The following is a 24,518-nucleotide window of genomic DNA, read 5'->3' on the forward strand; positions in this document are numbered from 1 at the left end:
GCCAGATCGAGCTCAACCAAACGGCCTCAGCCCACTTCGCGTAATGGCGCCGTCGCCAAAAAGGTCTCCGTGACACCCACCACCCTCGCATGCCATTCTGCCGGCCGGGGCAGGGTTCACGGGAATCATGGCGGCAAGATCGCGCGTTGGGCGCACCATTCGGCATCCCAAGAAGACGCCGTCGCGGAAGCGTGTCTTGAAGGCGGCAAAGGCACGCCGCGGACGCGCGCCTGCCAAGGCGGGCCCCGGCGTGGTCGAGACTGCGCTGGCGGCTTTCGCGCATGAGGTGCGCACCCCGCTTACCGGTATTCTCGCGATCAGCAACCTGCTTGCGACCTCCGACCTCGACGAGCGCGAGCGGCGCTGGGTCGATACCATCCAGGCCGGCGCCGAGCATCTGGCCAGCCTTGCCACCCTGTTCGTCGATGCCGCGCGAAGCCGTGGCCCCGGCCTTGAGATCCGGCAGGATTTTTTCGACCTGGGCACGCTTGCCCGCAACGCCGGGAATTCACTCGCCGGGCGGGCGGCGGCCAAGGGCCTGCAGCCCTCGGTCGATATCTCCGAAAAGCTGCCCGCCTTCGCCGTCGGCGATCCCATTCGGCTGCGTGCGGCGCTGGAGAACCTGATCGACAACGCGGTCAAATTCACCGAGCGGGGAACAGTCGCGTTCGAGGTTACGCCGACGCGCGCCGCGAAAGGCAAGGTCGGGGTCGCCTTCGCGGTCTCCGACAGCGGCATCGGGCTTTCGCTCGCCGAGATCAAGCGCCTGTTCCGTCCGTTCTCGCAGGCCAATGTCCGGGTCGCCTCGCGCTTCGGCGGCGCAGGCCTCGGCCTATCCTCGGTCAAGCAGCTTGCGCGGGCGATGGGCGGCGACATCGTCGCCAGGCAGCGGCGGGGCGGGGGTACCACCTTTACGCTGACGATCGTGCTGGCGTCCGCCGGCGAACCGGCCGCATCCAACGGCGATGCCGGGAGCGACGTCCCGGCCGGGTCGCCGCGCGCGCTCCGGCTGCTCAGCGTCGAGGACAATCCGTTCGGCCGCGTCGTGCTCAACACCATCCTCACCGAGCTCGGCCATCAGGCGGAGTTCATCGGCGATGGAGAAGCGGCGCCGGAGCGGCTTCAGCAGGGCGCCTTCGACGCCGTGCTGATGGATATGGTGCTGCCCGGCATCGATGGGGTGGAGGCGATCAGGCGTATCCGCGCGCTTCAGTCGCCGCTTGGCCGCATTCCGATCATCGGGATTTCCGGCCGCAGCGAGGACGAGGCGGCATCGCGGGCGGCCGGCGCCGACGCGTTCCTGGTCAAGCCTGTGAGTCCGCGTGCTTTAGCGACTGCGCTGCTTGAAGCGATACGCCCTTCCGCAGGCGCGACTTGATGATCGCCGCATTCAATTCGCCGCCATAGACGAAGATCGCGGCGATGAAATACAGGAACACCAAAGCGATGATCACCGACGCGAGCCCCGCATACATCGTGACATAGTTCTTAGCGAAGCGCGCCAGGTACTGGCCGAACACGATGCCTGATATCAGCGAGGCCACCATGGTGAAGATGATGCCGGGCAGGATCTGCAGGAAATTGCGGCGCCCCGCCGGCAGCCAGGCATGCAGGATGAACAGCGCAACGGTCAACGCGGTGATCGTGATGCCGTAGCGTGCAATGTTGAGGATGCGCTCGTTGCTCTCGACGAAGAACGGAATGTAGTGCCGTGCCGTCTCGAGTATCAACGGACCGAGCACGATCAGGAACGCCATCGCGAGCGAGGTGACGGCGGCGATCAGGGTGTAGCCGATCGATTCAAGCCGGAGCCAGTACCAGCGGCGCCGCTCGGGGACGGCGTAGGCGCGGTTCAACGCCACCCGCAGCGCCTCGACGCCATTGGAGGCGAAATAGACCGCGAGCGCCGCGCCGACGGTGAGGATGTCACCGCGCGTGGTCGTCAGGACGTCGTGGACCTGGCTGGACAGCGTGTCGGCGACTTGTTTGGGCCAGGTCTGCAGCAGCAGGCTCGCAGCCTGGTCGGCCAGTTCCTTGGAGCCGAAAAAGCCGGCGAGGGAGGTCAGCACGATCAGGAACGGGAATAGCGCCATCAGGGTCGACAGCGCGATATGGCTCGCAATCGCCCAGCCGTCGTCGGCGAGGAACGTGTAGAACGCATCCATCACGACGTGGTAGACGTAGCGAACCTGCTTCACTTCCCACCCTGATCCGGCCAGCCGAGGCCGCACACCAGCTTCCGATATAATCGCGCCAAACGCCAGATCGTTGCACTTGCCCTATGTGGCGCTTCAGATATCGCGGTGTTATGTAGCGTAGATGGCATCCTTCTTAAGTACGTTCATTCTCCCGATCGCGGTCGGCGCCGTCGGGGTGGTCCTGTTGCTCGGTCTCGCCAACATGATGCGCGGCGGCTCCCCGAACACCTCGCAGAAATTGATGCGGCTGCGCGTCTTGCTGCAATTCGTCGCCATCGTAATCGCGATGCTCGCGGTCTGGGCGATGGGGCGCTAGTTCTTACCTCTCCAAAAGGAAGAGGTGGTCGCAAATACCGGAGCTGGAACATGGTCGTGCTCAACAAGATCTATACGCGCACCGGCGACGACGGTACGACGGCGCTCGGAAGCGGCGAGCGGCGGCCGAAATATGATCTGCGCGTCAGCGCCTACGGCACGGTGGACGAGACCAATGCCGCGATCGGCGTGGTGCGGCTTCATCTTGCGGATAATCCCGCGCTCGACCGCATGCTCGGCCTGATCCAGAACGACCTATTCGATCTTGGCGCCGACCTCGCGGTGCCCCAGCGCGAGGGCAAGGCGGAGCGTTTGCGGATGCTGGCGAGCCAGGTCGAGCGGCTCGAGCGCAACATCGATACGCTCAATGCCGAGCTGGCGCCGTTAACCTCGTTCGTACTTCCCGGCGGTACCCCGGCGGCAGCCTATCTGCACCTCGCCCGTACGATTTGCCGCCGGGCGGAACGGATGATGGTGGAACTTGCGGCCAAGCCGGATGAGCCAGTCAGCGAGGCTGGCATCCAATATATGAACCGCCTGTCGGATTTCCTGTTTGTCGCCAGCCGTTTCCAGAACGACAAGGGTGCCGGTGATGTGTTGTGGGTGCCGGGCCAGAACCGCTAGAATGGGTCTGAGATCCACGGGGCCGATTTTTGGCTTTCGCGCGTTGACCGCCGATAGCGGGACCTTTAGGTTCCGCGCCCAAGCCAATCAACCCCCTAATTTCAAAGCGAAAGAGGATCGATGAAGGTTCTTGTGCCGGTAAAGCGGGTCGTCGACTACAACGTCAAGGTCCGCGTCAAGAGCGATGGATCGGGCGTGGAGCTCGCCAACGTCAAGATGTCGATGAACCCGTTCGACGAGATCGCGGTCGAGGAAGCGTTGCGGCTGAAGGAAGCCGGCAAGGCGACCGAGGTTGTGGTGGTGTCGATCGGCCCGGCGCAAGCCTCCGAGACCATCCGCACCGGCCTTGCGATGGGCGCCGACCGCGGCATCCTGGTCAAGGCCGAGGGCACGGTGGAGCCGCTCGCAGTCGCCAAGCTCCTGAAGTCGGTGGTCGAGGCTGAGAAGCCCGGCCTCGTCATCCTCGGCAAGCAGGCGATCGACGACGATAGCAACCAGACCGGCCAGATGCTGGCCGCGCTGCTCGGCTGGTCGCAGGCGACGTTCGCCTCCAAGCTCGATGTCGAAGGTTCTGACTTCAAGGTCACGCGCGAGGTCGACGGCGGCCTGCAGACCGTGAAGCTGAAGGGCCCGGCGATCGTCACCACCGACCTTCGCCTCAACGAGCCGCGCTATGCTTCGTTGCCCAACATCATGAAGGCGAAGAAGAAGCCGATCGACGAGAAGAACGCCGCCGATTACGGCGTCGATCTCACACCGCATCTCGAAATCCTCAAGACTTCGGAACCGGCAGGCCGCAAGGCGGGCGTCAAGGTCAAGGACGTCGCCGAACTGGTGTCGAAGCTCAAGACCGAAGCCGGGGTTCTCTAAATGACGACATTGCTGATTGCCGAACACGAACACGAGAAGCTGAAGGACGTCACCAACAAGGCGCTGACCGCGGCGACCCAGTTGGGCGGCGACGTGCATGTGCTGGTCGCCGGCGGCGGGGCGGGCACCAAGGCTGCGGCCGAAGCGGCGGCGAAGCTCGCCGGCGTCAAGAAGGTGCTGGTGGCCGAAGGCGAGGCCTATGCGCACGATCTCGCCGAGCCGCTTGCCGCGCTGATCGTCTCGCTGGCGCCGTCCTATGACGCGATCGTTGCGCCCGCGACCTCGCGCTTCAAGAACGTGATGCCGCGCGTCGCGGCCCTGCTCGACGTCATGCAGGTCTCCGAGATCATCAAGGTGGTCGCGCCTGATACCTTCGAGCGTCCGATCTACGCCGGTAACGCGATCCAGACAGTGAAGTCCAAGGACGCCAAGAAGGTGATCACGGTCCGCACCTCAACCTTCGCCGCGGCGGGCGAGGGCGGCAGCGCCTCGGTCGAGTCCGTGGCGGCTGCGGCCGATCCCGGTCTCTCCAGCTTCCTCGGCGAGGAGGTCGCCAAGAGCGATCGTCCGGAGCTGACCTCGGCCAAGATCATCGTTTCCGGTGGCCGCGCCATGCAGAGCCGGGAAAATTTCGCCAAGTACATCGAACCGCTGGCCGATAAGCTCGGTGCCGGTGTCGGCGCCTCGCGCGCTGCGGTCGACGCCGGCTATGCCCCGAACGACTGGCAGGTTGGCCAGACCGGCAAGGTGGTGGCGCCGGAACTTTATGTCGCGGTCGGCATCTCCGGCGCGATCCAGCATCTGGCTGGCATGAAGGATTCCAAGGTGATCGTCGCGATCAACAAGGACGAGGACGCGCCGATCTTCCAGGTCGCCGATTACGGCCTGGTCGCCGACCTCTACCAGGCAGTTCCGGAGCTGACCGAAGCGCTCGGCAAGCTCGGAAAATAAGCAAAGAGAACACCGGCCGGATGGTACGGCCCCGGCCGGTGTTCTTGTTTTTGAATGGCGTTTTTCGGCGAAGCAGGTACCTTTCGCCCGTAGCATGATCCGTACCCGGAGCGCCGCGTCGGCGCTAAGTGGGCGCCGGTTTACGAAAAAGATCATGCGCAAACGTAAGACTTGTCGGATATTGGGGACGTAGTAGGGGACTTGGGCGAGGCGCGATGGACGCGCTGTCCCGGTGGTGACAACATGACGGTCGCAATCAAGAAGGTCGGCGTAATCGGCTCGGGCCAGATGGGTAACGGCATTGCCCATGTGGCGGCGCTTGCGGGCTTCGATGTGCTGCTCAACGACATTTCCGCCGATCGCGTGAAATCGGCGCTCGCAACCATCAACGGCAATCTGTCGCGCCAGGTGGCCAAGAAGTCCATCACCGAGGAGCAGCGCAAGCAGGCGCTGTCCCGGATCGTCGCGACTGACAGCCTCGACGAACTGGCGGATTGCGATCTTGTGATCGAGACCGCGGTCGAGAAGGAAGAGACCAAGCGCAAGATCTTCCACGATCTCTGCGCGGTCCTGAAGCCGGAGGCGATCGTCGCCTCCAACTCCTCCTCGATCTCGATCACGCGGCTCGCCGCCTCCACCGACCGCCCCGAGCGTTTCATCGGTATTCATTTCATGAATCCGGTGCCGCTGATGGAGTTGGTCGAGCTGATCCGCGGCATCGCCACTGATGATGCCACCTTCGACGCTGCCAAGACGTTCGTCGGCAAGCTCGGCAAGCAGGTCGCGGTATCGGAGGATTTTCCGGCCTTCATTGTCAACCGCATCCTGCTGCCGATGATCAACGAGGCGATCTACACGCTCTATGAGGGCGTCGGGAACGTCGAGGCCATCGACGCGGCGATGAAGCTCGGTGCCCACCATCCGATGGGCCCGCTGGAACTGGCCGATTTCATCGGACTGGACACCTGTCTGTCGATCATGCAGGTGCTGCATGAGGGGCTCGCCGATTCAAAATACCGGCCGTGCCCGCTCTTGGTGAAATATGTCGAGGCCGGCTGGCTCGGCCGCAAGACCCAGCGCGGCTTCTACGACTATCGCGGCGAGAAGCCGGTCCCGACGCGCTAACTTGTCGTCATTGCCGGGCTTGACCCGGCAATCCATCCTCAATCCAGCTTTCATTAACCCCCGCCGCCTATGGTGCGCCCGAATTGGGGAGTACCGCGTATGGATATGATGAGCATGGTCTCGGGCATTCTGGCCATGCAGGCCGGCGGCCTGCAGTCGCAGATTCAGACCTCGATCATCAAATCCAATGCGGATGCTGAGAAATCCGCGGTCCAGACGCTCTTGGGTGCCCCGTCCACGGCCAATCTGGCGCCGGGCGTCGGCGGTAATCTGAACGTCGTTGCCTAAATCCCTGCCGCGGCCGGCTGCACGGCGGCCGTGATCAGCTTCACGGCGTCATCGCTGGCCCATTCGGCCGGACCCGCAATGGTCGCGATCTCGCAGCCGTTGCCGTCGATGAGCATCGAGGTGGGCATCCCAAGCGCCTTGCCTATGCTCTTAAGATCCTGGAAAACCTTGGCTTTCACGTCACTGAAATAGCCGAGCCGGGTCAGATTGGCGTCTTTCAGGAAATTCTTAGGCTTGTCGAAGTCGCGGGTGTCGATGTTGATCGCCACCACCTCGAAATCCTTGCCGCCGAGCTTGGCCTGCAGCGCGTCCAGCGCCGGCATCTCCTTGCGGCAGGGTACGCACCAGGTGGCCCAGAGGTTCACCAGCACGGTCTTGCCGCGCCAGTCCGACAGCTTCCTCGGCTTGCCCTCGGCGTCCTCGAAGGCGAGGTCCGGGATCCGCAAGGGCTTCGTCGCCATCGTCAGCGCGGCGAGCTCGCCGTGTGCCAGCGGGCCGAGCCTCTTCGCCAGATCGACCGCGCTGCTGCAGACCGGATCGCCGGCCGGGCCGCGGCCCATCAGCCCGCCAAATCCGGAGACGCCGGCATAGCCGATCAGCGCGCCGACCAGCACCGCGCCGATCACGAGCGGGATCCGGCGCGTGGCGCCACGGGACGGGGGAGTTTCGGGCATATCGTTTGTCATTCCGCGTCAGATATGGCTAAGCAGGGCCCGCGCCGGTGGCCGGTTCGGTTTTGACGGTCGGGCGATCAAGGGCTGGGCCTGAAGTTCTAAGAAGTCGTGAGCGAGCAATCATGAGCAACAAGATGTGGGGCGGGCGGTTCTCCGAACGTCCCGACGCGATCATGGAGGAAATCAACGTCTCCATCGACGTCGATCGTCACCTTTATGCCCAGGACATTGCCGCGTCCAAGGCCCACGCCGCGATGCTCGCCGCGCAAGGCATCATCACCGCGTCTGATGCGAAAAATATCGGCAAAGGTCTAGACACGATTTTGTCAGAAATCGACAAGGGATCGTTCGATTTCAAGCGCGCGCTCGAAGATATCCATATGAACGTCGAGAGCCGGCTGTCGGAATTGATCGGCCCGGCCGCCGGCCGGCTGCACACCGCGCGCTCCCGCAACGACCAGGTCGCGACCGACTTCCGCCTCTATGTCCGCGACACGATAGATGAGACCGATGCGGCGCTGGCCGCGTTCCAGAACGCGCTGGTCGAGCGCGCGCTAGAACATGCCGGAACGGTCATGCCGGGCTTCACCCACCTGCAGACGGCCCAGCCTGTTACCTTCGGGCATCATCTTCTCGCCTATGTCGAGATGGCGGCGCGCGACCGCGGCCGCTTCGCTGATGCTCGCAAGCGGCTGAACGAATCGCCGCTCGGCGCCGCGGCGCTCGCCGGCACCTCGTTTCCGATCGACCGGGCCGCGACGGCAAAAGCGCTCGACTTCGACCGCCCGATGGCCAATTCGCTCGACGCCGTCTCCGACCGCGATTTCGTTTTGGAAACCCTGTCGGCTGCCGCGATCACGGCTGTGCACCTGTCGCGTTTTGCGGAAGAGATCGTGGTCTGGACCTCGCCGCTGGTCGGCCTGGTCCGCCTCAGCGACAAGTTCACCACCGGCTCCTCCATCATGCCGCAGAAGCGCAACCCGGATGCGGCGGAACTGGTGCGCGCCAAGACCGGCCGCGTGATCGGCGCGCTCACCGCGCTCCTGATCGTGATGAAGGGCCTGCCGCTCGCCTATCAAAAGGACATGCAGGAGGACAAGCAGGGCGCGATGGAGGCCTTTGTCGCGCTCTCGCTCGCGATCCGCGCCATGACCGGCATGGTCGAAGACCTCGTTCCCGACGAGGGGCGGATGAAAGCCGCGGCCGGCGAGGGCTATGCCACCGCCACCGACCTCGCCGACTGGCTGGTGCGGACCCTGAAAATGCCGTTCCGCGAGGCCCATCACGTCACCGGCCGCATCGTGGCGCTGGCTTCGCAGCAGGCCGTCGCCCTGCACGAACTGCCGCTGAAGGCGATGCAGGAGGTCGAGCCGAAGATCACTGCCGACGCGCTGAAGGTGCTCTCGGTCGAATCATCGGTGAAAAGCCGCATCAGTTACGGCGGCACCGCGCCGAAGAACGTGCTTTCCCAGGCGAGGGCCTGGGCGAAGCGGCTGGAAAAAGAGCGAAAATTGGGCTGAACGACAAATTTCGCTGCAATCTCATGGTTATCCGGGGGCTCGCCAGAGCAAATCAATGTTTGTATGGTGCGGCCCGCATTGGGGATTTCGTCGTGACCAGTAACCACCGCCTGACCCGGTCGGGATGGGCTCTCATCCTTGTCGGCGTTGCCGCGCTGACGCTCGGCGGCTGCGGACGCAAGGGACCGCTCGACCTGCCGCCGACCGCGAGCTCGGCGCAGACGCCGGCCGCGCCGCAAGATACCGAGACCCAGCGGGCAGCCCAGCCCAGCCTGTTCAATCCGAACTACGGAACGGATGCGCCGCCGGCTGCGGCCAAGGGTCGTCAGCGATCCTTCGTCCTCGACCCGCTTCTCGACTGAGCGCGCCATGAATCATTTCGACTATCGCGACGGCGTGCTGCACGCCGAAGCCGTTGACCTGTCCAGGCTTGCCGAGACCGTGGGCACGCCATTCTATTGCTATTCGACCGCGACCTTGGAGCGCCATTACCGGGTGTTCACCGAAGCCTTCGCCGGCGAGAAGGTGCTCGTCTGCTACGCGATGAAGGCGAATTCCAACCAGTCGGTCCTGCGCACCTTGGCAAAGCTTGGCGCCGGCGCCGACGTGGTCTCGGGCGGCGAATTGAAGCGAGCCCTTGCCGCGGGCATCCCGCCCTCGAAGATCGTCTTCTCCGGCGTCGGCAAGACCGAGGCCGAGCTGCGCGCCGCGCTTTCCGCCGACATCCTCTGCATCAATATCGAATCCGAGCCTGAGCTTGAACTGCTGTCGCGGCTTGCGGCCGAGATGGGCAAGACCGCGCGCATTTCGGTGCGCGTCAATCCTGACGTCGATGCCGGGACGCATGCCAAGATCTCGACCGGCAAGTCCGAGAACAAGTTCGGCATCCCGATCTCCCGTGCGAGAGACGTCTATGCCCGCGCGGCGAAGCTGCCGGGCATCGAGGTGCGCGGGGCCGACATGCATATCGGCAGCCAGATCACCGATCTCAGCAAGATGGAGACGGCGTTCCGGATCCTCGCCGAATTCGTCCAGACCTTGCGCGCCGACGGCCACAACATCTCGCATATCGATTTCGGCGGCGGCCTTGGCATTCCCTATTACATGGACCGCGAGGCGCCGCCGGCACCCGACGCCTATGCCGCGATGGTGAGGCGCGTGACGCATAACCTTGGCTGCACGCTGATGTTCGAGCCGGGGCGGATGATCGTCGGCAATGCCGGCATCCTCCTCACCCGCGTGATCTATGTGAAGCATGGCGATGCCAAGAACTTCGTCATCATCGATGCCGCGATGAACGACCTGATCCGGCCGACGCTGTACGAAGCGCATCACGACATCCTGCCGGTGCGGCAGGCCAAGAAAGACGCGCCGATGATGGTTGCCGACGTGGTCGGCCCGGTCTGCGAAAGCGGCGACTATCTCGCGCTCGACCGTTCGCTGCCCGAGCCCAAGCCCGGCGATCTCCTGGCGATCATGACCGCCGGCGCCTATGGCGCGGTGCAGTCCGGCAGCTACAACACCAGGCCCCTGGTGCCGGAAGTGCTGGTCAAGGACGATCAGTATGCCATCGTGCGCCCGCGCGTCGACGTCGAGGCGCTGATCGCGATGGACAAGCCCGCCCCGTGGCTGTGAGTGGCGATCGGGAATTAATTCATTTAAATTCCCGTCGCGATTTAACAGCTTTATAATTCAGCTTAACGATTGAAAATCCGCGCGACAGCGGAAGTTTTCAATAATCGGGCCTCCCGGACGAATTCCCGGTGCAGTGCGGAGGCTTGGGGGAGCCGTTTTGGGCTCTGACGGCGCGTCTGCGCAGCTTTGCCTTAACAGAACGGTGATCACACCATCTCACAGCCGCGGAGCAGTGCCCGCTGCTTGTCGGTGTGACTGATAAGTCTCGGAGAGGGCGTAGTATTTTCACTTTCTGCCCCAGATGCCTGCGTCATTTTCGCATGCCTGCCATTTAAATATTAAATCTTCATTGACAGGTATTTAAATTCGAGTGAGATTAATATTATCAAATGCGGCTGAGCGGGGTGTAACAATGTCATTGCCAGGCTGGGTTCTCGCGATTTTCCTCTTGATGGCGGCGGCTGTGCCCGCCGGTGTGTACTTCACGGCCACGCTGTTCTTCCCTCCCGACCAGGTCTACACCTATGTCGGCCAGGGAACGTATCGTGGCGCGCCGGGCCCGGCCGCTGGCGCTGGCCTTCCCTTCCTCGTCGCCGCAGGCGTCTATTGGTACGTCAGGCGCCGTCGCAACTCAAAATAGCGCTTGCGCGATAGGCGCCACAAAAACGACCGACACAAAACATCTTCATGGAAGTCCTAAAGACCGCCGCAAGGCGGTCTTTATTTTGGCTCGAGCATCACCTTGTTCGGTGTCGTCCCGCACCGCTGTCGTCCCCGCGAAAGCGGGGACCCATAACCACAGGTGTTTGTGGTGTGCTCCGCTGCAACCGCTTGCTCGCGCCACGACAAACGCCCTGTGGTTATGGGTGCCGGGGCAAGCCCGGGACGACAGCTAGCCCCGGGACCACATCTCACTTCACGGCTCACTTCGCTGCGTGACTGCCCTTTGTCCCGCCGACCACGACACCCGCCGCTTTCTCGACCGGCTTGATCGCGGAGGTGAAATCGGAGTCCGGTCCCGTCTCGCGGATCACGGTTTCCCAGAGGCGGCCGACGGCCTCGGCGACTTCCATCGACAGGCCGAGCGACTTCATCTCGTCCAGGCACAGCCGCACATCCTTCACCATCAAGCCGGTGGCGAAGCCGAAATCGAACGTGCGCGGCAGCACCGAGCGCGGAAACTTGTCGCGGCTCGCCGTATTCATGCCAGAACCCGCATTGATGACATCGATCATCACGGCCGGATCGAGCCCGGACTTCACGCCCATCACCACCGCTTCCGAGGTCGCAACCATCGCAGTCGCCGACAGGAAATTGTTGGCGAGCTTCATCGTCTGCCCCGAGCCCGGCTTCTCGCCGATGAAGAACACCTTGCCGATCACGTCGAGCGCCGGTTTCAGCACCTCGTAGTCCGCGCGCGGACCGGAGACCATCACTGCAAGCGTTCCCTTCTCGGCGCCGCCGACGCCGCCGCTGACGGGGCTGTCGATCTGCACGATGTTGCGCTTCGCCAACAGGTCATGGATGCGTACCGCCATCTGCGAGCCGACGGTCGAGAGATCGACGAAGCGCTTGACGCGCTCGCCCTCGATCACGCCGCCGGCACCGGTCGCGACCTCGAGCGAGGCCTGCAGCGAGGGCAGGCTCGCCATCACGGTCTCGACCCGGTCGGCGATCGCCTTCGGCGAGGACGCGGCTAGCGCGCCGCGCGCGGTCAGCCGCTCGACGGCCTCCTTGCGCGTATCGAACACGGTAAGTTGATGCCCGGCCTCGACCAGCCGGCGCGCCATCGGAAAACCCATGTTCCCGAGGCCGATGAATCCAATTTCCATGGTGATTTTGCTCCGGATTTCTGGAGATGCTCCTCATCCTGAGGAGCGCGCAACGCGCGCGTCTCGAAGGATGAGGCCACAGACGGGGCCTCATGGTTCGAGACGGCGCAAGAGCGCCTCCTCACCATGAGGAGCTGACTACGTCAGCCCTTATCGATCTCGGCGAATACTTCGCGCGCGATACGAAAGCTGTCGACGGCGGCGGGCATGCCGCCATAGATCGCGACCTGCATCAGGATCTCGCGGATGTCGTCGCGGGTGACGCCGTTGGTCAGCGCGCCCTTCAGGTGCGCGCGCAATTCGTGCGGTCGGTTCAGGATCGAGATCATCGCGATGTTGAGCATGCTGCGGGTCTTGCGCGGCAATTCCTCGCGGCCCCATACCGAGCCCCAGCAATATTCGTTGAGCAGGTCCTGGAACGGCTTGTTGAAGCTGTCGACGTTCTTGAGCGCGTTGGAGACATAGGCCTCGCCGAGCACGGCCTTGCGGATTTCCAGGCCTTTGTCGTGCGTCTTTTGGTCCATAACGTTTCCTCATGCAGTTCAGAGAGCATGATCCGGAAAGATGGAAACCGGTTTTCCATGCCCGAACAAAAATGAGATCATGGCCCGATTTCGGATCATGATCTGGGGTTGTGGCGGCGACGTTACGGGGTCGCTCACGCGCAGTCACGCCTTCGTGTTATGCGTAATTCCACGTGTGGGTTGCCGGAACGGAACGGGTGCCTCATTGCCGCCCTTGTGGTAAGATGACGTGTCGGGCAACCCGGAGATTTTATTGAGCGGCGACCCCACTGAACCCGCGCGCGAGCATAACGCCGTCGCGCGGCTAAAATTGAACGAAGCCCTGCAGCGGGCACAATACGCGATCGCGTGGGAGCGCGTATGGCCGCATCTGGCCCGGTTTCTGACCGTCATCGGATTGTTCCTGGTCGTCTCCTGGGCGGGACTCTGGCTGGCGCTGCCGCTTGCGGTGCGCCTCGCCGGTGTGGGCCTGTTCGCGCTGCTGGCGCTCTCCGCGCTGCTTCCGCTGGTCCGCTTCCACTGGCCGACGCGCGAGGAGGGCTTGAGCCGGCTCGATCGCGGCACCGGCATCCGCCATCGCCCGGCGACCGCGCTGAGCGACACGCTCACGAGCCAGGACCCGGTCTCGCAGGCGCTGTGGCAGGCACAGCGCGAGCGCACGCTGGCCTCGCTCAAGCGCATTCGTGCCGGCCTGCCGTCGCCGCGGCTTCCGATCCATGATCCCTGGGCCCTGCGGGCGCTGGTGATCGTGATGCTGGTCGGCACCTATATCGCCGCAGGCGATGAGCGTCCTCTCCGTTTCGCCTCCGCCTTCGATTGGAATGGCGTGCTCGCGCCGACCAATATCCGGGTCGATGCCTGGGTGACGCCGCCGAACTATACCGGCAAGCCGCCGATCATCCTGTCGTCGGCGAACCGGGAAGCGGCTGCCGCCGAGAGCGGGCCATTAGCGGTTCCCGCCGGCAGCACGCTGCTCGTGCGTTCCAGCGGCGGCAATATCGACGTCGTGGTCGGCGGCGGCGTGACCGAGGTTGCCCCGAGCGGCGAGGCGCCGAAGGGCACCAACGAGCGGCATTTCAAGATTGCTGGCGACGGCACCGCGCATGTCCGCGCACCGGCCGGCCAGCCGCTGTGGCGTTTTACCGCAACGCCTGACCGTCCGCCGTCGATCGCCCTGGCCAAGGATCCCGAGCGCCAGGCGCGCGGCTCGCTGCAATTGTCCTACCGGCTCGAGGACGATTACGGCATCACCGAAGCGCGCGCGCAGTTCGTCGCGCGTCCGGGCGATGCGCCGGACCCCGGGAATGCCGGAACCAGGACGGCAGAGGTGCGGCCGCTGTTCGAGCCGCCGCAATTCCCGCTCGTGCTGCCGAACGCGCGCACCCGCAATGGCGTCGGCCAGACCGTCAAGGATTTGAGCGAAGACCCCTATGCCGGCGCGGATGTGACGCTGACGCTGACGGCAAAGGACGAGGCCGGCAATGAGGCCAAGAGCGAACCGTTCAACATGCGCCTGCCGGAGCGGTTGTTCACGAAACCGCTGGCGCGGGCACTGATTGAGCAGCGCCGCATTCTCGCGCTCAACGCCAACAAGAACGCCGATGTCTACGCCGCGCTGGACGCGCTGTTGATCGCGCCGGAAATGTTCACGCCCGAGGCCGGCACCTATCTCGGCCTGCACAGCGTGGCGCGGCAGCTCGAGGCCGCCCATACCGACAACGCGCTGCGCGAGGTCGTCGCCAGCCTGTGGGCGCTTGCCGTCACCATCGAGGACGGCAACATCACCGACGTCGACAAGGCGCTGCGCGCGGCGCAGGACGCTTTGAAACAGGCGCTGGAGCGTGGCGCGAGCGACGAGGAGATCAAGAAGCTCACCGACAATCTGCGCGCGGCGCTGGACAATTTCATGCGCCAGCTCGCCGAGCAGTTCCGCAACAACCCGCAGCAATTGGCGCGCCCGCTCGATCCCAACGCCAAGGTCCTGAGCCAGCAGGACCTGAAGAACATGCTCGACCGCATGGAGCGGCTGTCGCGTTCCGGCGATAAGGACGCGGCAAGGCAGTTGCTCGATCAGCTCCAGCAGATGCTGGAGAACCTGCAGATGGCGCAGCCCGGCCAGAGCGGCGACAACGACATGGAGCAGGCGCTGAACGAACTCGGCGACATGATCCGCAAGCAGCAGCAGTTGCGCGACAAGACCTTCAAGCAGGGCCAGGATTCGCGGCGCGACCGCATGCGCGGCAAGCAGGGCGATCAGTCCATGGGCGACCTGCAGCAGGATCAGCAGGCGCTGCGCGACCGGCTGCAGAAGTTGCAGGAAGAGCTCGCCAAGCGCGGCATGGGTCCCGGCCAGCGTGGCGAGAAGGGCCAGCGCGGCCAACAAGGACAGCAGGGCCAGCAAGGTCAGCAAGGTCAGGGCGGCCAGGAGGGCGATCAGGGCGACGGCGAGGACGGGCTCGATCAGGCCGATTCCGCGATGGGCGATGCCAGCGGCCGGCTTGGCGAAGGCAATGCCGATGGTGCGGTGGACTCGCAGGGCCGCGCGCTGGATGCGCTGCGCAAGGGCGCGCAGAGCCTCGCCGAGGCGATGCAGCAGGGTGAGGGCGAGCAGGCGGGCGACGGCCCCGGCAACCGCGTCGGCCGGCAGCAGAGCGGCGGCAACCAGACCGATCCGCTCGGGCGCCCCTTGCACGGCCGCGAGTTCGGCGACGACTACACCGTCAAGATCCCCGGCGAGATCGACGTGCAGCGCGTGCGGCGAATCCTGGAAGAACTCCGCCGCCGCCTCGCCGACCCGTCGCGGCCGCAGCTCGAACTCGACTACATCGAGCGGTTGTTGAAGGATTACTAATTCGGAGTCTCCCGCTCCGTCGTCATCGTCCGCGAAGGCGGACGATCCAGTATTCCAGCGACGTCCGAGTTCAATCGAGAGACTGCTCTTTACTGGATACCCCCGCCTGCGCGGGTATGACGGAGAGCGTAACTCTACGCCACCTTCCGCGCGGACAGCGCATCCGCCACCGCCGTGCGGATATCGGCGACCGAGAACGGCTTGGTCACCACGTCGTGCACGATCGCATTGAGGCCGGAGGCGCGCTCGCGCTGATCGGCAAAGCCGGTCATCAACAGGATCTTCAACTCCGGAAAATCGCGCGCGCTGGCGAGCGCCAGTGCAATCCCGTCCATGACAGGCATCTGGATATCCGTGAGCAGCAGATCGAAGGCGCCCTGTTCCCGCGCCAGTATTTCGAGCGCGGCGGCGCCGTCCTGCGCGGTGACGGTCTCGTGGCCGTCCATGGCGATGGCGCGCGCCACCAGCGAGCGCATCGAATCTTCGTCGTCGGCGATCAACACCCGCGGCATCGAGCTAACCTCCTTCGCAAGACACGTCTCGTATTCTAAGCCTTGCCGCCGGCCGCCAGATCCCACTTGTTGAAGAAGCGGATATCGATGTCGCGCCCTTCCGGGGGCGGCGAGGCAAGGCGGGACTTGAAAAAGGCGCGTTCGCCCGGCTTCAGCACCGGCTGCTCCAGCACCGTGTTCCACGCATAAATCTCTGCGCCCTGCGCGTCCCGGACCGCAAAGCGCAACCGCGGCAGTTCCACCGGCTTTCGGGTCTCGCCGACGATCATGCCTTCGATCACCAGCACCGGCTTGCCGTCCACTGTCTCGTGACTGACTTTGACGTCCTTGAACGCCACCCCGCGCAGATTCACCTCGAGCCCGGCCAGCCGGTAGAACAGCGCGGTCTGCGGCAACAGGCGCACGACGTCGCCGCGCCACACCACCAGCGCCACGATCAGCGCCGCCATCGCCGCGCAGGCGGTGGGCAGGCTCGTTGCGGGCATGCGGATGCGGGGCAGGGTGGGCAGCTTGAACAGTCCTGGCAGCCGGCGGCGGGGTTTGGCTTCGGCATCTACGTGAGCCTCGGCGTCTTCCCGGGCGACCGACGGCCAGTCCTGCCGGACTGCATCGTCCGCCGGCCAGTCGGCCGAGATCGAGGGGCTGTCGACGACAGGCGTGCGCTCGTCCTCCTCCTGCCGCGCCATCGCCTCCCATTCCGCGGCGGCATCGGACGCGGCGGACCTGTTCGCCGCCGCCATCGCCGGCATCGGCGCCGTGATGTCGACGGCATCCTCCGGCCGCGCCAGCCAGACCTCCCTGCAGCGGGAACAACGCACCGTACGCCCGGCCGGACCTAACGTCTCCAGCTTGATCGCATAGGATGTTGTACAATGCGGGCAAACGATATGCATGGAGCCCAATCCCCACCATGGATGCGCCGGGATGCTACAAGGCGACCGTTAACGAATCGGAAACCATAACCGAAGCACAAACGCTTTGTTCGGCCCGCCGGCCCAGCCGGAAGCGGGCGCGAGGATTGAGCCAAGGTTCGAGGTTCCCGGCCGCCGCCCCAGTTGAACCCAACGTCCAACCCAATGTCGAGCGGAGCTAGAGCTTGGTTCGGTTCGAAAATGTCGGATTGCGTTACGGACTGGGCCCGGAGATTCTGCGCGACCTCAGCTTCGCCGTCCCCGCCCATTCCTTCCAGTTCCTCACCGGCCCGTCGGGCGCTGGCAAGACCTCGCTGCTCAGGCTCTTGTTCCTGTCGCTGCGGCCGACGCGCGGATTGGTGAATCTGTTCGGCAAGGATGTTTCGCTGCTGAGCAAGGACCAGATCGCAAACCTGCGCAAGCGCATCGGCATCGTGCTGCAGGACTTTCGCCTGCTCGACCACATGACGACCTATGAGAACGTCGCGCTGCCGTTCCGCGTGATGGGCCGCGACGAATCCAGCTACCGGCGCGAGGTGATCGATCTCTTGAAATGGGTCGGCCTCGGCGAGCGAATGGATGCGCTGCCGCCGATCCTCTCGGGCGGCGAGAAGCAGCGCGCCGCGATCGCGCGCGCGGTGATCTCGCGGCCGCAACTGCTGCTGGCGGATGAGCCGACCGGCAGCGTCGATCCGACGCTCGGGCGGCGGCTGCTTCGCCTGTTCATCGAGTTGAACAAGTCCGGCACCGCCGTGATCATCGCGACCCACGACATCACGCTGATGGACCAGTACGAGGCGCGGCGATTGGTGCTGCACCAGGGACGGCTGCACATCTATGAATAAGATCGGCCGAGAGCATGTGCCGCTCGTCGACCTCGGGCATGAACGCCCGCAGGTGTCGGCGAACGCGCGCAACATGTCGCCGATCGTGCCGCGCGCCTCGATCTCCGGCCGCGCGCTGGTCGCTGTCGTGGCGATCATGACCTTCCTCGCCTCGATGACCACGGGCACGGTGCTCCTGGTCAGCGCATCCGCAGCCGAGTGGCAGTCGGAGGTCGCAAGCGAGATCACGATCCAGATCCGCCCGGCTCCCGGCCGCGATCTCGATCGCGACACATCAGCGGCGGCGGAGGCGATGCGGACGCAGGGTGGGATCGTCGAAGTCCGCCCGTTCAGCAAGCAGGAATCCGCAAAACTGCTCGAGCCCTGGCTCGGCAGCGGATTGTCGATCGAGCAATTGCCGGTGCCGCGCGTCATCGTGGCGCGGGTGCAGCCCGGCGGCACGCCCGACCTCACAGCGCTCCGAGCGCGGGTCACGCAGGCCGCCCCCGGCGCCAGCGTCGACGATCATCGCGCCTGGATCGAGCGCATGCGCTCGATGAGCGGCGCCACCGTGTTCGCCGGCATCGGCATTCTGGCCCTCGTGATCATCGCGACGATCATCTCGGTCTCCTTCGCCACGCGCGGCGCGATGGCCGCCAACCGGCCGATCGTCGAGGTGCTGCATTTCGTCGGCGCCTCCGACAGCTACATCGCCAACCGCTTCCTGCGGCACTTCCTGATGCTGGGCCTCGAGGGCGGGCTGATCGGCGGCGGCGTCGCGATGCTGTTCTTCGGCTTCTCCGAATCGATCGCAAGCTGGTTCTCGGGCACCCCGGTCGGCGACCAGTTCGCAGCCCTGCTCGGCACTTTCTCGCTGCGGCCGTCCGGCTATCTGGTGCTGGCGCTGCAGGCGGTATTGATCGCCGCGATCACGGCCTGGGCCTCACGGCGGACGCTGTTCGCCACGCTCGATGATGTCGACTGATGGAACGGCCGGACTCCACTTCGCCCGAAAACGCACTAAAATTGCGTCCGGGGAAGGACAGCCATTATCCGATGAGCTCTGAACTCGACGACGGATCGCAAGAGCGCCGGCCAGCGCGGCCGCGCGGATGGCTGCGCGCGCTGATCGTCGCGCCGCTGGCGGTGCTGTTCGTCTCCGCGGGGTTCGGCTTCGTCGCGTTCCTGTCGCAATTGCGCGGCGTCGAAACCCAGCCCGAGCATAACGCCGACGGCATCGTGGTGTTGACCGGCGGTTCCTCGCGGATCTCCGACGCCGTGGAATTGCTGGCGGCCGGCTACGGCAAGCGGCTGCTGATCTCAGGCGTTCACCCGACCAATGCGGCGAGCGATATTTCCCGCTCGCTGCCCGAGAGCAATCAGGCACTGCTCAGGTGCTGCGTCGATCTCGACCGCTCCGCGGTCAATACCAGGAGCAATGCCGCGGAGACGCGGCGCTGGGCGCGTGAGCGCGGCTTCAAGTCGCTGATCGTGGTCACCTCGAACTACCACATGCCGCGTGCGATCGTCGAACTGTCGCACGCGATGCCGGATGTCGAGCTGATCCCGTTCGTGGTGATCGGCGATAAATGGCGCGACGAACCCTGGTGGATGAGTGGCGGAACGCTGCGCCTCCTGCTATCGGAATACGTCAAATATGTCGCGGCGGAGGTGCGGGTGCGGCTGGCTAGAATCGGTCTCGACCTGACGCCGGAATTCCTGGATCAACCCGGCGGCGCGCAGGCGCCGCGCCGGCCCGCGACCGCGCAGGTGAACTGACCAGACCAACTCGTGTTCGGGAATTCGATGTCTTCGATCTTCGTGCGCTCGCTCATCTTCAACGTGCTGTTCTATCTCGTGCTGGTGAGCTTAAGCATCATCGCGATCCCGACCATCGTGTTGCCGCGCCGGGCGATGATGACGCTGGCCGCATGGTGGGCGAGCGCGACGCTGTTCCTGATGCGCGTCGTCTGCAACATCCGGGTCGAATTCCGAGGGGTGGAGAAGATTCCGAAAGGGCCCTTGATCGTGGCCGCCAAGCACCAGTCGATGTGGGAGACGTTCCAGCTTTTGCGCTTCTTCGACCACCCGCTCTACATGCTCAAGCGCGAGCTGACCTGGATCCCGGTGTTCGGCCAGTTCCTGATCAAGGCGGGCATGATCGCGATCGATCGCGGCGGCGGACCGCGCTCGCTGGTGAAGACGCTGCGCCGCGCGGCGGCTGAAGTGAAGCGCGGCCGCCAGCTCGTGATCTTTCCGGAAGGCACGCGGCGGCCGGTCGGCGCGCCGCCGAGCTACAAGACTGGCGTCGCGCAGATCTATGCCGAGAGCGGCGTGCCGTGCCTGCCGGTCGCGCTCAACTCCGGCCTGTTCTGGCCGCGCCGCACCTTCATGCGCTATCCTGGGACGCTGGTGGTCGAATTCCTTGATCCGCTGCCGGCGGGTTTGCGGCGCGACGAGTTCATGACGCGGCTGCGCGAGTCGATCGAGGGCGCCACCGACCGTATCGTCGAGGCCGCGCGCGCCGAGCAGGCGCAATTGTTCGGCGCCGTGCCCGATACCGCGAAGGCGAAGCTGTAGAGCATGATGAGATCAGGTCGAGTTGGCGCCACGTCGGAGGTGCCTTACCTCTCCCCGTCGGGGAGAGGTCGATTTGCGCAGCAAATCGGGTGAGGGGCCGCGGCTCTAACGATGGACCGCGACCCCTCACCCGCGCTTCGCGCGACCTCTCCCTATGGGAGAGGTGGGCAAACGCTGCCACGCCGATTCAAACAAGAGCCATCCCGCTTTAGCTACGTTCCTTCCTGCAGCGGCAGCTCGATGGGATGCGCGTCGTGCAGCATCGTCGCGAGCTTGTGCAACTGCGGATCGCGAAAACCCTGCTTCTCGATCGCGAGCACCGTGGACAACACATAGTCGCGGTTGTTGCCCGAGCGGCCGTGGCCCTGCTGCACGTAGCGGAGCTGGTCGGCCAGCGTCAGCCGGCCGGCGTACTGCACATGGCTGCGGTCTACGACGTAAGTCAGCGCGGCCACCCGTGACCGCGGGTCGTCCTCGAGCCACACCGAGCGGTGCACCTCGCGATAGACGTTGGTGGTCTGCTCGCGGCCGCGCAGATAGGCGATGGTCTCGCTGCGCCGCTTCGCCGCGACGCGGAACGCGATGCCGCGGCAGGCGCCGCCGCGGTCGAGCCCGAGCACCAGCCCCGGCTTTTCCGGCGTGCCGCGATGGTCGAAGGAATACACGCAGAGCGCGCGATGCTCGCCGATCAGCCGCGCCTGCACCTGTTCCTCGAAGTCGAAACCCGGCTTCCACATCAGCGAGCCGTAACCGAATACCCAGAGGTCGCTGTCACCTGATTCGGGCGGCGAGAGGAGTTGCGCGGACATCGGCGCAAGGGCTAGCAAAAGCGCGGGGCGAAGCGAAGCGGTTTCATCGGCCTCCGGCCGGCATTTGCCGCTTACATTTGCCAAAATTGACAGCCAGAGGTCGCCGCATGCCTGATATGACCCCCGCGCCGCACCGGCGCTCGCGTTGGCGTCTCTTTGCCGCCCCCGTCCTCGTCCTGATCCTCGCCGTGGCGTGGAGCGCGTTCTGGTTCTATGCCTCGTCCCAGGTCTGGGTGCAGGCCGATGCCTGGCGCGCGCAGGAGGCGAAGGCGGGCCGGGTCTATGATTGCGGCAAGCGATCGGTCGCGGGTTACCCCTTCCGTCTCGAGATCAGCTGCGAGGACGCCAGCGTGACCTTGATCTCGCAGACGGCCGGCGCGCAAACGCCGTTCACCGCGCGGCTCGGCGAGATCCTGGTGGTGGCGCAGGTCTACGACCCCACACGCGTGATCGCCGAATTCAAGGCGCCGGCGACGCTCGCCGAGCGAGGCGCACAGCCACAGCTCGCCGTCAACTGGCGCTCGGGGCGCGCCAGCGTGGCGGGCCTGCCGGCGGTGCCGCAACGCGGCTCGCTGGTGTTCGACGATCCCGCGATCGACCGCGTCAATGGCTCCGTGCAGACGCCGCTCGGCCGCGCCAGCCACGTCGAGTTGCACGGCCGCCTCGCCGAAGGCTCCTCCCTGGACAATCCGGTGATCGAGACCGCGCTGCAGATCAGCGGCGGCAGCCTGCAGGACGTGCATCCGGTGCTGGCAACGCCGTTCGATGCCGACATCCGTACCAAGATTTCCGGCTTGAAGGACTTCACGCCAAAGCCGTGGCCGGAGCGCTTCCGCGAGATCCAGGCCGCCGGCGGCCATGTCGAGATCGTGCAGTCGCGCATCCAGCAGGGCGAGATGATCGCGATCTCCGCGGGCACCTTGAGCCTCAACGCGAGTGGCCGCATCGAAGGCGAATTGCAGATGACGGTCACCGGCCTCGAGCGCGTGATCCCGGCGCTCGGCATCGAGAAGATGCTGGAGGAGGGCGTGCCGCAATCAACGCTCGACCGCGTCGCGCCCGGCGTGAAGACGCAGGACCTCAACAATCTCTTCGGCGCGCTCGACCGCGCGGTCCCTGGTCTCGGCAAGATGGTGAAGCAGAACGCCAATGTCGGCGTTGCCGCCAGCATCAATTCGCTCGGCAGCGAAGCCATGCTCGAAGGCAAGAAGGCGCGCAGCTTCCCGCTGCGCTTCGTCGACGGCGCAGTGCTGCTAGGCTCGATCAAGGTCGGACAAATCCCGCCATTGTTCTAGCTCACGTAGCCCGGGTGAAGCGCAGCGCAACCCGGGGTCTGCTCGCGATGCGGATAGACCTGTCCCGGGTTGCGCGGAGCCTGTCATCGGGCGCGCGTTCGCGCGATCCGTTGGCTCCCTCCGGGCTACAAGATCCCGCGCTATTTCTTCTCCAGATTCGCATGCGGCCGGCCGAAGTCCGCCGCAGCCGAATCCTGGCCGATCTCGACGATGCCGCGGCGGATGGCGCGGGTGCGGGTGAAGTGGTCGAACAGCGCTTCGCCGTCGCCGCGGCGGATCGCGCGCGTCAGTTTGGAGAGATCCTCGTTGAAGGTGCCGAGCATCTCCAGCACCGCGTCCTTGTTGCTCAGGAACACGTCGCGCCACATCGTCGGATCGGACGCCGCGATGCGGGTGAAATCGCGGAAGCCGCCGGCGGAGAATTTGATCACTTCCGACGACGTCACCTGCGCCAGCTCGTCGGCGGTGCCGACGATGGTGTAGGCGATCAGATGCGGCAGATGGCTGGTGATCGCGAGCACGAGGTCATGATGATCGGGCGTCATGATCTCGACCTTGGCGCCGAGCGCGGCCCAGAAGTCACGCAGCCTGCCGATCGCGCCCGCCTCAGTGCCCTCGGGCGGCGTCAGGATGCACCAGCGGTTGATGAACAACTCGGCGAAACCGGAATCGGGACCTGAGTGCTCGGTGCCCGCCACCGGATGCGCGGGCACGAAGTGCACACCATCGGGGATATGTGGGCCCATGTCCCTGACGATGGCGCCCTTGACCGAGCCGACATCGGAGACGATGGCGCCCTTCTTCAGGTAAGGCGCGATCTCCGCCGCCACGGGTCCGCAGGCGCCGACGGGAATGCAGAGGATGACGAGATCGGCGTCTTTGACCGCCTCCGCATTGTTCTCCACCACGCGGTCGACGATGCCAAGCTCGGCGACCCGCGCGCGCGTCTTTTCCGAGCGCGCGGTGGTGACGATCTCGCCGACCAGCCCCTGCGCCCGCGCGCCGCGCGCGATCGAGCCGCCGATCAGGCCGAAGCCGATCAGCGCGATGCGTTGAAAGTGCGGCGCGGCGTTCACTTCTGATCCATGAAGTCGCGCAGGCCCTCGACCACGAGGCGGTTGGCCTCCTCGGTGCCGATGGTCATGCGCAGCGCGTGCGGCAGGCCGTAATTGTTCACGGCACGCAGCACCAGTCCGCGCTTGGTGAGGAACGCGTCCGCATCGGCCGAGGTCTTGCCCTTTTCGGTCGGGAAATGGATCAGCACGAAATTGGCGACGCTCGGCGTCACCTTCAGCCCGAGCTTGCGGACCTCGTCCGTCACCCAGCTCCGCCACTTTTCGTTGTGCACCCTGGACATCTCGACATGCGCGGTGTCCTCGACCGCGGCTACCGCCGCGAGCATCGCCGGAGTAGAAACGTTGAAGGGGCCGCGAATCCGGTTCACCGCATCGACGATATGCGCCGGGCCAAACATCCAGCCGACGCGGAGCGCCGCGAGCCCGTGGATCTTGGAGAAGGTGTGGGTCATCACCGTGTTCTCGGTCGTCGCACACAGTTCGAGACCGAGGCCATAGTCGTTGCGCACCACGTAGTCCGAATAGGCGGCGTCGATCACCAGGAGCACGTCCGACGGCAGGCCTGCGCGCAAGCGCTTGACCTCGTCGAACGGCAGATAGGTGCCGGTCGGGTTGTTCGGATTGGCGAGCCAGATCAGCTTGGTCCGCGGCGTGACCGCCTCAAGGATCGCATCGACACTTGCGGTGTAGTCGGTCTCCGGCACGACCACGTTCTTGGCGCCGTTCGCCTTGGTCGCGATCGGATAGACCAGGAAGCCGTGGGTGGTGGAGATCGCCTCCGAGCCCTCGCACAGATAGGTGTGGGCGAGCAGGTTGAGGATTTCGTCCGAACCGGCGCCGCAGATGATGCGGCTCGGGTCGAGGCCATAGGCGCGGCCGATTGCCTCGCGCAGCACCTTTGAGGTGCCTTCCGGATAGTCCTCGAGATGTTCGGCGGCGTGCTTATAGGCCTCGATCGCCTTCGGCGAGGGACCGAAGGGCGTTTCGTTGGCGGAAAGCTTGAACACCTTGCGCCCCGGTTCCGCCACCGGGCTCTTGCCGGGGGTGTAGGGCGCAATATCGAGGATGCCGGGATTCGGCACGGGGCGGGACATCTCTAACTCT

At 65.0% G+C, this 24,518-nt stretch carries 26 protein-coding genes; 17 read left to right on the plus strand and 9 right to left on the minus strand.

Features of this window, described 5'->3' with window-relative positions; genetic code table 11:
• The first annotated feature begins 127 nt into the window (after nucleotides 1-127).
• Nucleotides 128-1,378, plus strand: coding sequence for an ATP-binding protein (locus ACZIRK_RS08120; RefSeq protein WP_456640898.1), 1,251 nt, complete (start codon nucleotides 128-130; stop codon nucleotides 1,376-1,378).
• On the opposite strand, the gene ACZIRK_RS08125 is transcribed toward ACZIRK_RS08120, so the two are convergent.
• Entirely contained in the window at nucleotides 1,305-2,198 is an 894-nt protein-coding gene (locus ACZIRK_RS08125) for a YihY/virulence factor BrkB family protein (RefSeq protein ID WP_130229361.1), read from the minus strand. The two genes, ACZIRK_RS08120 and ACZIRK_RS08125, sit on opposite strands and share 74 nt — an antisense overlap.
• A gap of 121 nt (nucleotides 2,199-2,319) precedes the next feature.
• Here ACZIRK_RS08125 and ACZIRK_RS08130 point away from each other — a divergent pair, with 121 nt between their 5' ends.
• The 6 genes from ACZIRK_RS08130 (at nucleotide 2,320) to ACZIRK_RS08155 (ending at nucleotide 6,371) form a co-directional block, all read left to right on the plus strand.
• Nucleotides 2,320-2,514 carry a twin transmembrane helix small protein gene (locus ACZIRK_RS08130; protein WP_035690040.1) on the plus strand — a complete coding sequence of 65 codons (195 nt, stop codon included), beginning with the start codon at nucleotides 2,320-2,322 and terminating at the stop codon, nucleotides 2,512-2,514.
• A gap of 50 nt (nucleotides 2,515-2,564) precedes the next feature.
• The gene (locus ACZIRK_RS08135) at nucleotides 2,565-3,137 is read left to right on the plus strand and encodes a cob(I)yrinic acid a,c-diamide adenosyltransferase (RefSeq protein ID WP_130229360.1); all 573 of its coding nucleotides are present in this window, start codon (nucleotides 2,565-2,567) and stop codon (nucleotides 3,135-3,137) included.
• A 120-nt stretch (nucleotides 3,138-3,257) separates the two neighbouring features.
• On the plus strand, nucleotides 3,258-4,007 hold the full coding sequence (locus ACZIRK_RS08140; protein WP_130229359.1) for an electron transfer flavoprotein subunit beta/FixA family protein: 750 nt from the start codon (nucleotides 3,258-3,260) through the stop codon (nucleotides 4,005-4,007).
• Entirely contained in the window at nucleotides 4,008-4,958 is a 951-nt protein-coding gene (locus ACZIRK_RS08145; RefSeq protein WP_130229358.1) for an electron transfer flavoprotein subunit alpha/FixB family protein, read from the plus strand.
• Between the two features lie 243 nt (nucleotides 4,959-5,201).
• Nucleotides 5,202-6,083 (plus strand): 3-hydroxybutyryl-CoA dehydrogenase, encoded by an 882-nt coding sequence (locus tag ACZIRK_RS08150; RefSeq protein WP_028163776.1) that lies wholly within the window; start codon nucleotides 5,202-5,204, stop codon nucleotides 6,081-6,083.
• A 99-nt stretch (nucleotides 6,084-6,182) separates the two neighbouring features.
• On the plus strand, nucleotides 6,183-6,371 hold the full coding sequence (locus ACZIRK_RS08155) for a putative motility protein (RefSeq protein ID WP_028163775.1): 189 nt from the start codon (nucleotides 6,183-6,185) through the stop codon (nucleotides 6,369-6,371).
• Here ACZIRK_RS08155 and tlpA read toward each other — a convergent pair.
• Nucleotides 6,368-7,045 (minus strand): thiol:disulfide interchange protein TlpA, encoded by a 678-nt coding sequence (gene tlpA / locus ACZIRK_RS08160; protein ID WP_130229357.1) that lies wholly within the window; start codon nucleotides 7,043-7,045, stop codon nucleotides 6,368-6,370. The two genes, ACZIRK_RS08155 and tlpA, sit on opposite strands and share 4 nt — an antisense overlap.
• Nucleotides 7,046-7,167: 122 nt before the next feature.
• Here tlpA and argH point away from each other — a divergent pair, with 122 nt between their 5' ends.
• The 4 genes from argH (at nucleotide 7,168) to ACZIRK_RS08180 (ending at nucleotide 10,840) form a co-directional block, all read left to right on the plus strand.
• The gene (gene argH / locus ACZIRK_RS08165) at nucleotides 7,168-8,565 is read left to right on the plus strand and encodes an argininosuccinate lyase (RefSeq protein ID WP_130229356.1); all 1,398 of its coding nucleotides are present in this window, start codon (nucleotides 7,168-7,170) and stop codon (nucleotides 8,563-8,565) included.
• A 92-nt stretch (nucleotides 8,566-8,657) separates the two neighbouring features.
• Complete coding sequence (gene lptM / locus ACZIRK_RS08170) at nucleotides 8,658-8,927, plus strand: LPS translocon maturation chaperone LptM (protein ID WP_028163772.1); 270 nt, start codon at nucleotides 8,658-8,660, stop codon at nucleotides 8,925-8,927.
• 7 nt (nucleotides 8,928-8,934) lie between these two features.
• Entirely contained in the window at nucleotides 8,935-10,200 is a 1,266-nt protein-coding gene (gene lysA / locus ACZIRK_RS08175; protein WP_130229354.1) for a diaminopimelate decarboxylase, read from the plus strand.
• Between the two features lie 412 nt (nucleotides 10,201-10,612).
• Nucleotides 10,613-10,840, plus strand: a complete 228-nt coding sequence (locus ACZIRK_RS08180; protein ID WP_028163770.1) for a hypothetical protein — start codon at nucleotides 10,613-10,615, stop codon at nucleotides 10,838-10,840.
• Between the two features lie 283 nt (nucleotides 10,841-11,123).
• On the opposite strand, the gene ACZIRK_RS08185 is transcribed toward ACZIRK_RS08180, so the two are convergent.
• On the minus strand, nucleotides 11,124-12,032 hold the full coding sequence (locus ACZIRK_RS08185) for an NAD(P)-dependent oxidoreductase (protein ID WP_130229353.1): 909 nt from the start codon (nucleotides 12,030-12,032) through the stop codon (nucleotides 11,124-11,126).
• Between the two features lie 143 nt (nucleotides 12,033-12,175).
• Nucleotides 12,176-12,556: a carboxymuconolactone decarboxylase family protein gene (locus ACZIRK_RS08190; protein ID WP_463327137.1), complete on the minus strand. Its 381-nt coding sequence runs from the start codon at nucleotides 12,554-12,556 to the stop codon at nucleotides 12,176-12,178.
• Nucleotides 12,557-12,809: 253 nt separating this feature from the next.
• On the opposite strand from ACZIRK_RS08190, the gene ACZIRK_RS08195 reads away from it, so the two are divergent.
• Nucleotides 12,810-15,407: a TIGR02302 family protein gene (locus tag ACZIRK_RS08195; RefSeq protein WP_463327138.1), complete on the plus strand. Its 2,598-nt coding sequence runs from the start codon at nucleotides 12,810-12,812 to the stop codon at nucleotides 15,405-15,407.
• 134 nt (nucleotides 15,408-15,541) lie between these two features.
• Here ACZIRK_RS08195 and ACZIRK_RS08200 read toward each other — a convergent pair whose 3' ends face one another.
• Nucleotides 15,542-15,919 carry a response regulator gene (locus ACZIRK_RS08200; protein ID WP_028163766.1) on the minus strand — a complete coding sequence of 126 codons (378 nt, stop codon included), beginning with the start codon at nucleotides 15,917-15,919 and terminating at the stop codon, nucleotides 15,542-15,544.
• Between the two features lie 35 nt (nucleotides 15,920-15,954).
• A complete protein-coding gene (locus tag ACZIRK_RS08205; RefSeq protein ID WP_130229350.1) occupies nucleotides 15,955-16,812 on the minus strand; it encodes an MJ0042-type zinc finger domain-containing protein in 858 nt (285 codons plus the stop codon).
• A 203-nt stretch (nucleotides 16,813-17,015) separates the two neighbouring features.
• Between ACZIRK_RS08205 and ftsE the strand changes: the two genes are divergently transcribed.
• The 4 genes from ftsE to ACZIRK_RS08225 all read left to right on the plus strand — a co-directional run bounded on the left by ftsE (nucleotide 17,016) and on the right by ACZIRK_RS08225 (nucleotide 20,234).
• Nucleotides 17,016-17,675 (plus strand): cell division ATP-binding protein FtsE, encoded by a 660-nt coding sequence (gene ftsE, locus ACZIRK_RS08210; RefSeq protein ID WP_130229349.1) that lies wholly within the window; start codon nucleotides 17,016-17,018, stop codon nucleotides 17,673-17,675.
• Complete coding sequence (locus ACZIRK_RS08215; protein WP_130229348.1) at nucleotides 17,668-18,639, plus strand: cell division protein FtsX; 972 nt, start codon at nucleotides 17,668-17,670, stop codon at nucleotides 18,637-18,639. Before ftsE ends, ACZIRK_RS08215 begins: the two co-directional genes overlap by 8 nt.
• A 71-nt stretch (nucleotides 18,640-18,710) precedes the next feature.
• Nucleotides 18,711-19,433 carry a YdcF family protein gene (locus ACZIRK_RS08220; RefSeq protein WP_130229347.1) on the plus strand — a complete coding sequence of 241 codons (723 nt, stop codon included), beginning with the start codon at nucleotides 18,711-18,713 and terminating at the stop codon, nucleotides 19,431-19,433.
• 27 nt (nucleotides 19,434-19,460) lie between these two features.
• Nucleotides 19,461-20,234, plus strand: a complete 774-nt coding sequence (locus tag ACZIRK_RS08225; protein ID WP_130229346.1) for a lysophospholipid acyltransferase family protein — start codon at nucleotides 19,461-19,463, stop codon at nucleotides 20,232-20,234.
• 212 nt (nucleotides 20,235-20,446) lie between these two features.
• Here ACZIRK_RS08225 and ACZIRK_RS08230 read toward each other — a convergent pair whose 3' ends face one another.
• The gene (locus ACZIRK_RS08230; RefSeq protein WP_028163760.1) at nucleotides 20,447-21,043 is read right to left on the minus strand and encodes a gamma-glutamylcyclotransferase; all 597 of its coding nucleotides are present in this window, start codon (nucleotides 21,041-21,043) and stop codon (nucleotides 20,447-20,449) included.
• Nucleotides 21,044-21,150: 107 nt separating this feature from the next.
• Here ACZIRK_RS08230 and ACZIRK_RS08235 point away from each other — a divergent pair, with 107 nt between their 5' ends.
• Complete coding sequence (locus tag ACZIRK_RS08235; protein WP_130229626.1) at nucleotides 21,151-22,338, plus strand: DUF2125 domain-containing protein; 1,188 nt, start codon at nucleotides 21,151-21,153, stop codon at nucleotides 22,336-22,338.
• Nucleotides 22,339-22,478: 140 nt separating this feature from the next.
• On the opposite strand, the gene ACZIRK_RS08240 is transcribed toward ACZIRK_RS08235, so the two are convergent.
• Nucleotides 22,479-23,414 (minus strand): prephenate/arogenate dehydrogenase family protein, encoded by a 936-nt coding sequence (locus tag ACZIRK_RS08240; RefSeq protein ID WP_130229627.1) that lies wholly within the window; start codon nucleotides 23,412-23,414, stop codon nucleotides 22,479-22,481.
• Nucleotides 23,411-24,508, minus strand: a complete 1,098-nt coding sequence (gene hisC / locus ACZIRK_RS08245; RefSeq protein WP_456640910.1) for a histidinol-phosphate transaminase — start codon at nucleotides 24,506-24,508, stop codon at nucleotides 23,411-23,413. Before hisC ends, ACZIRK_RS08240 begins: the two co-directional genes overlap by 4 nt.
• Nucleotides 24,509-24,518: the final 10 nt, after the last annotated feature.

It is taken from the genome of Bradyrhizobium sp. Leo114 (assembly GCF_055229415.2).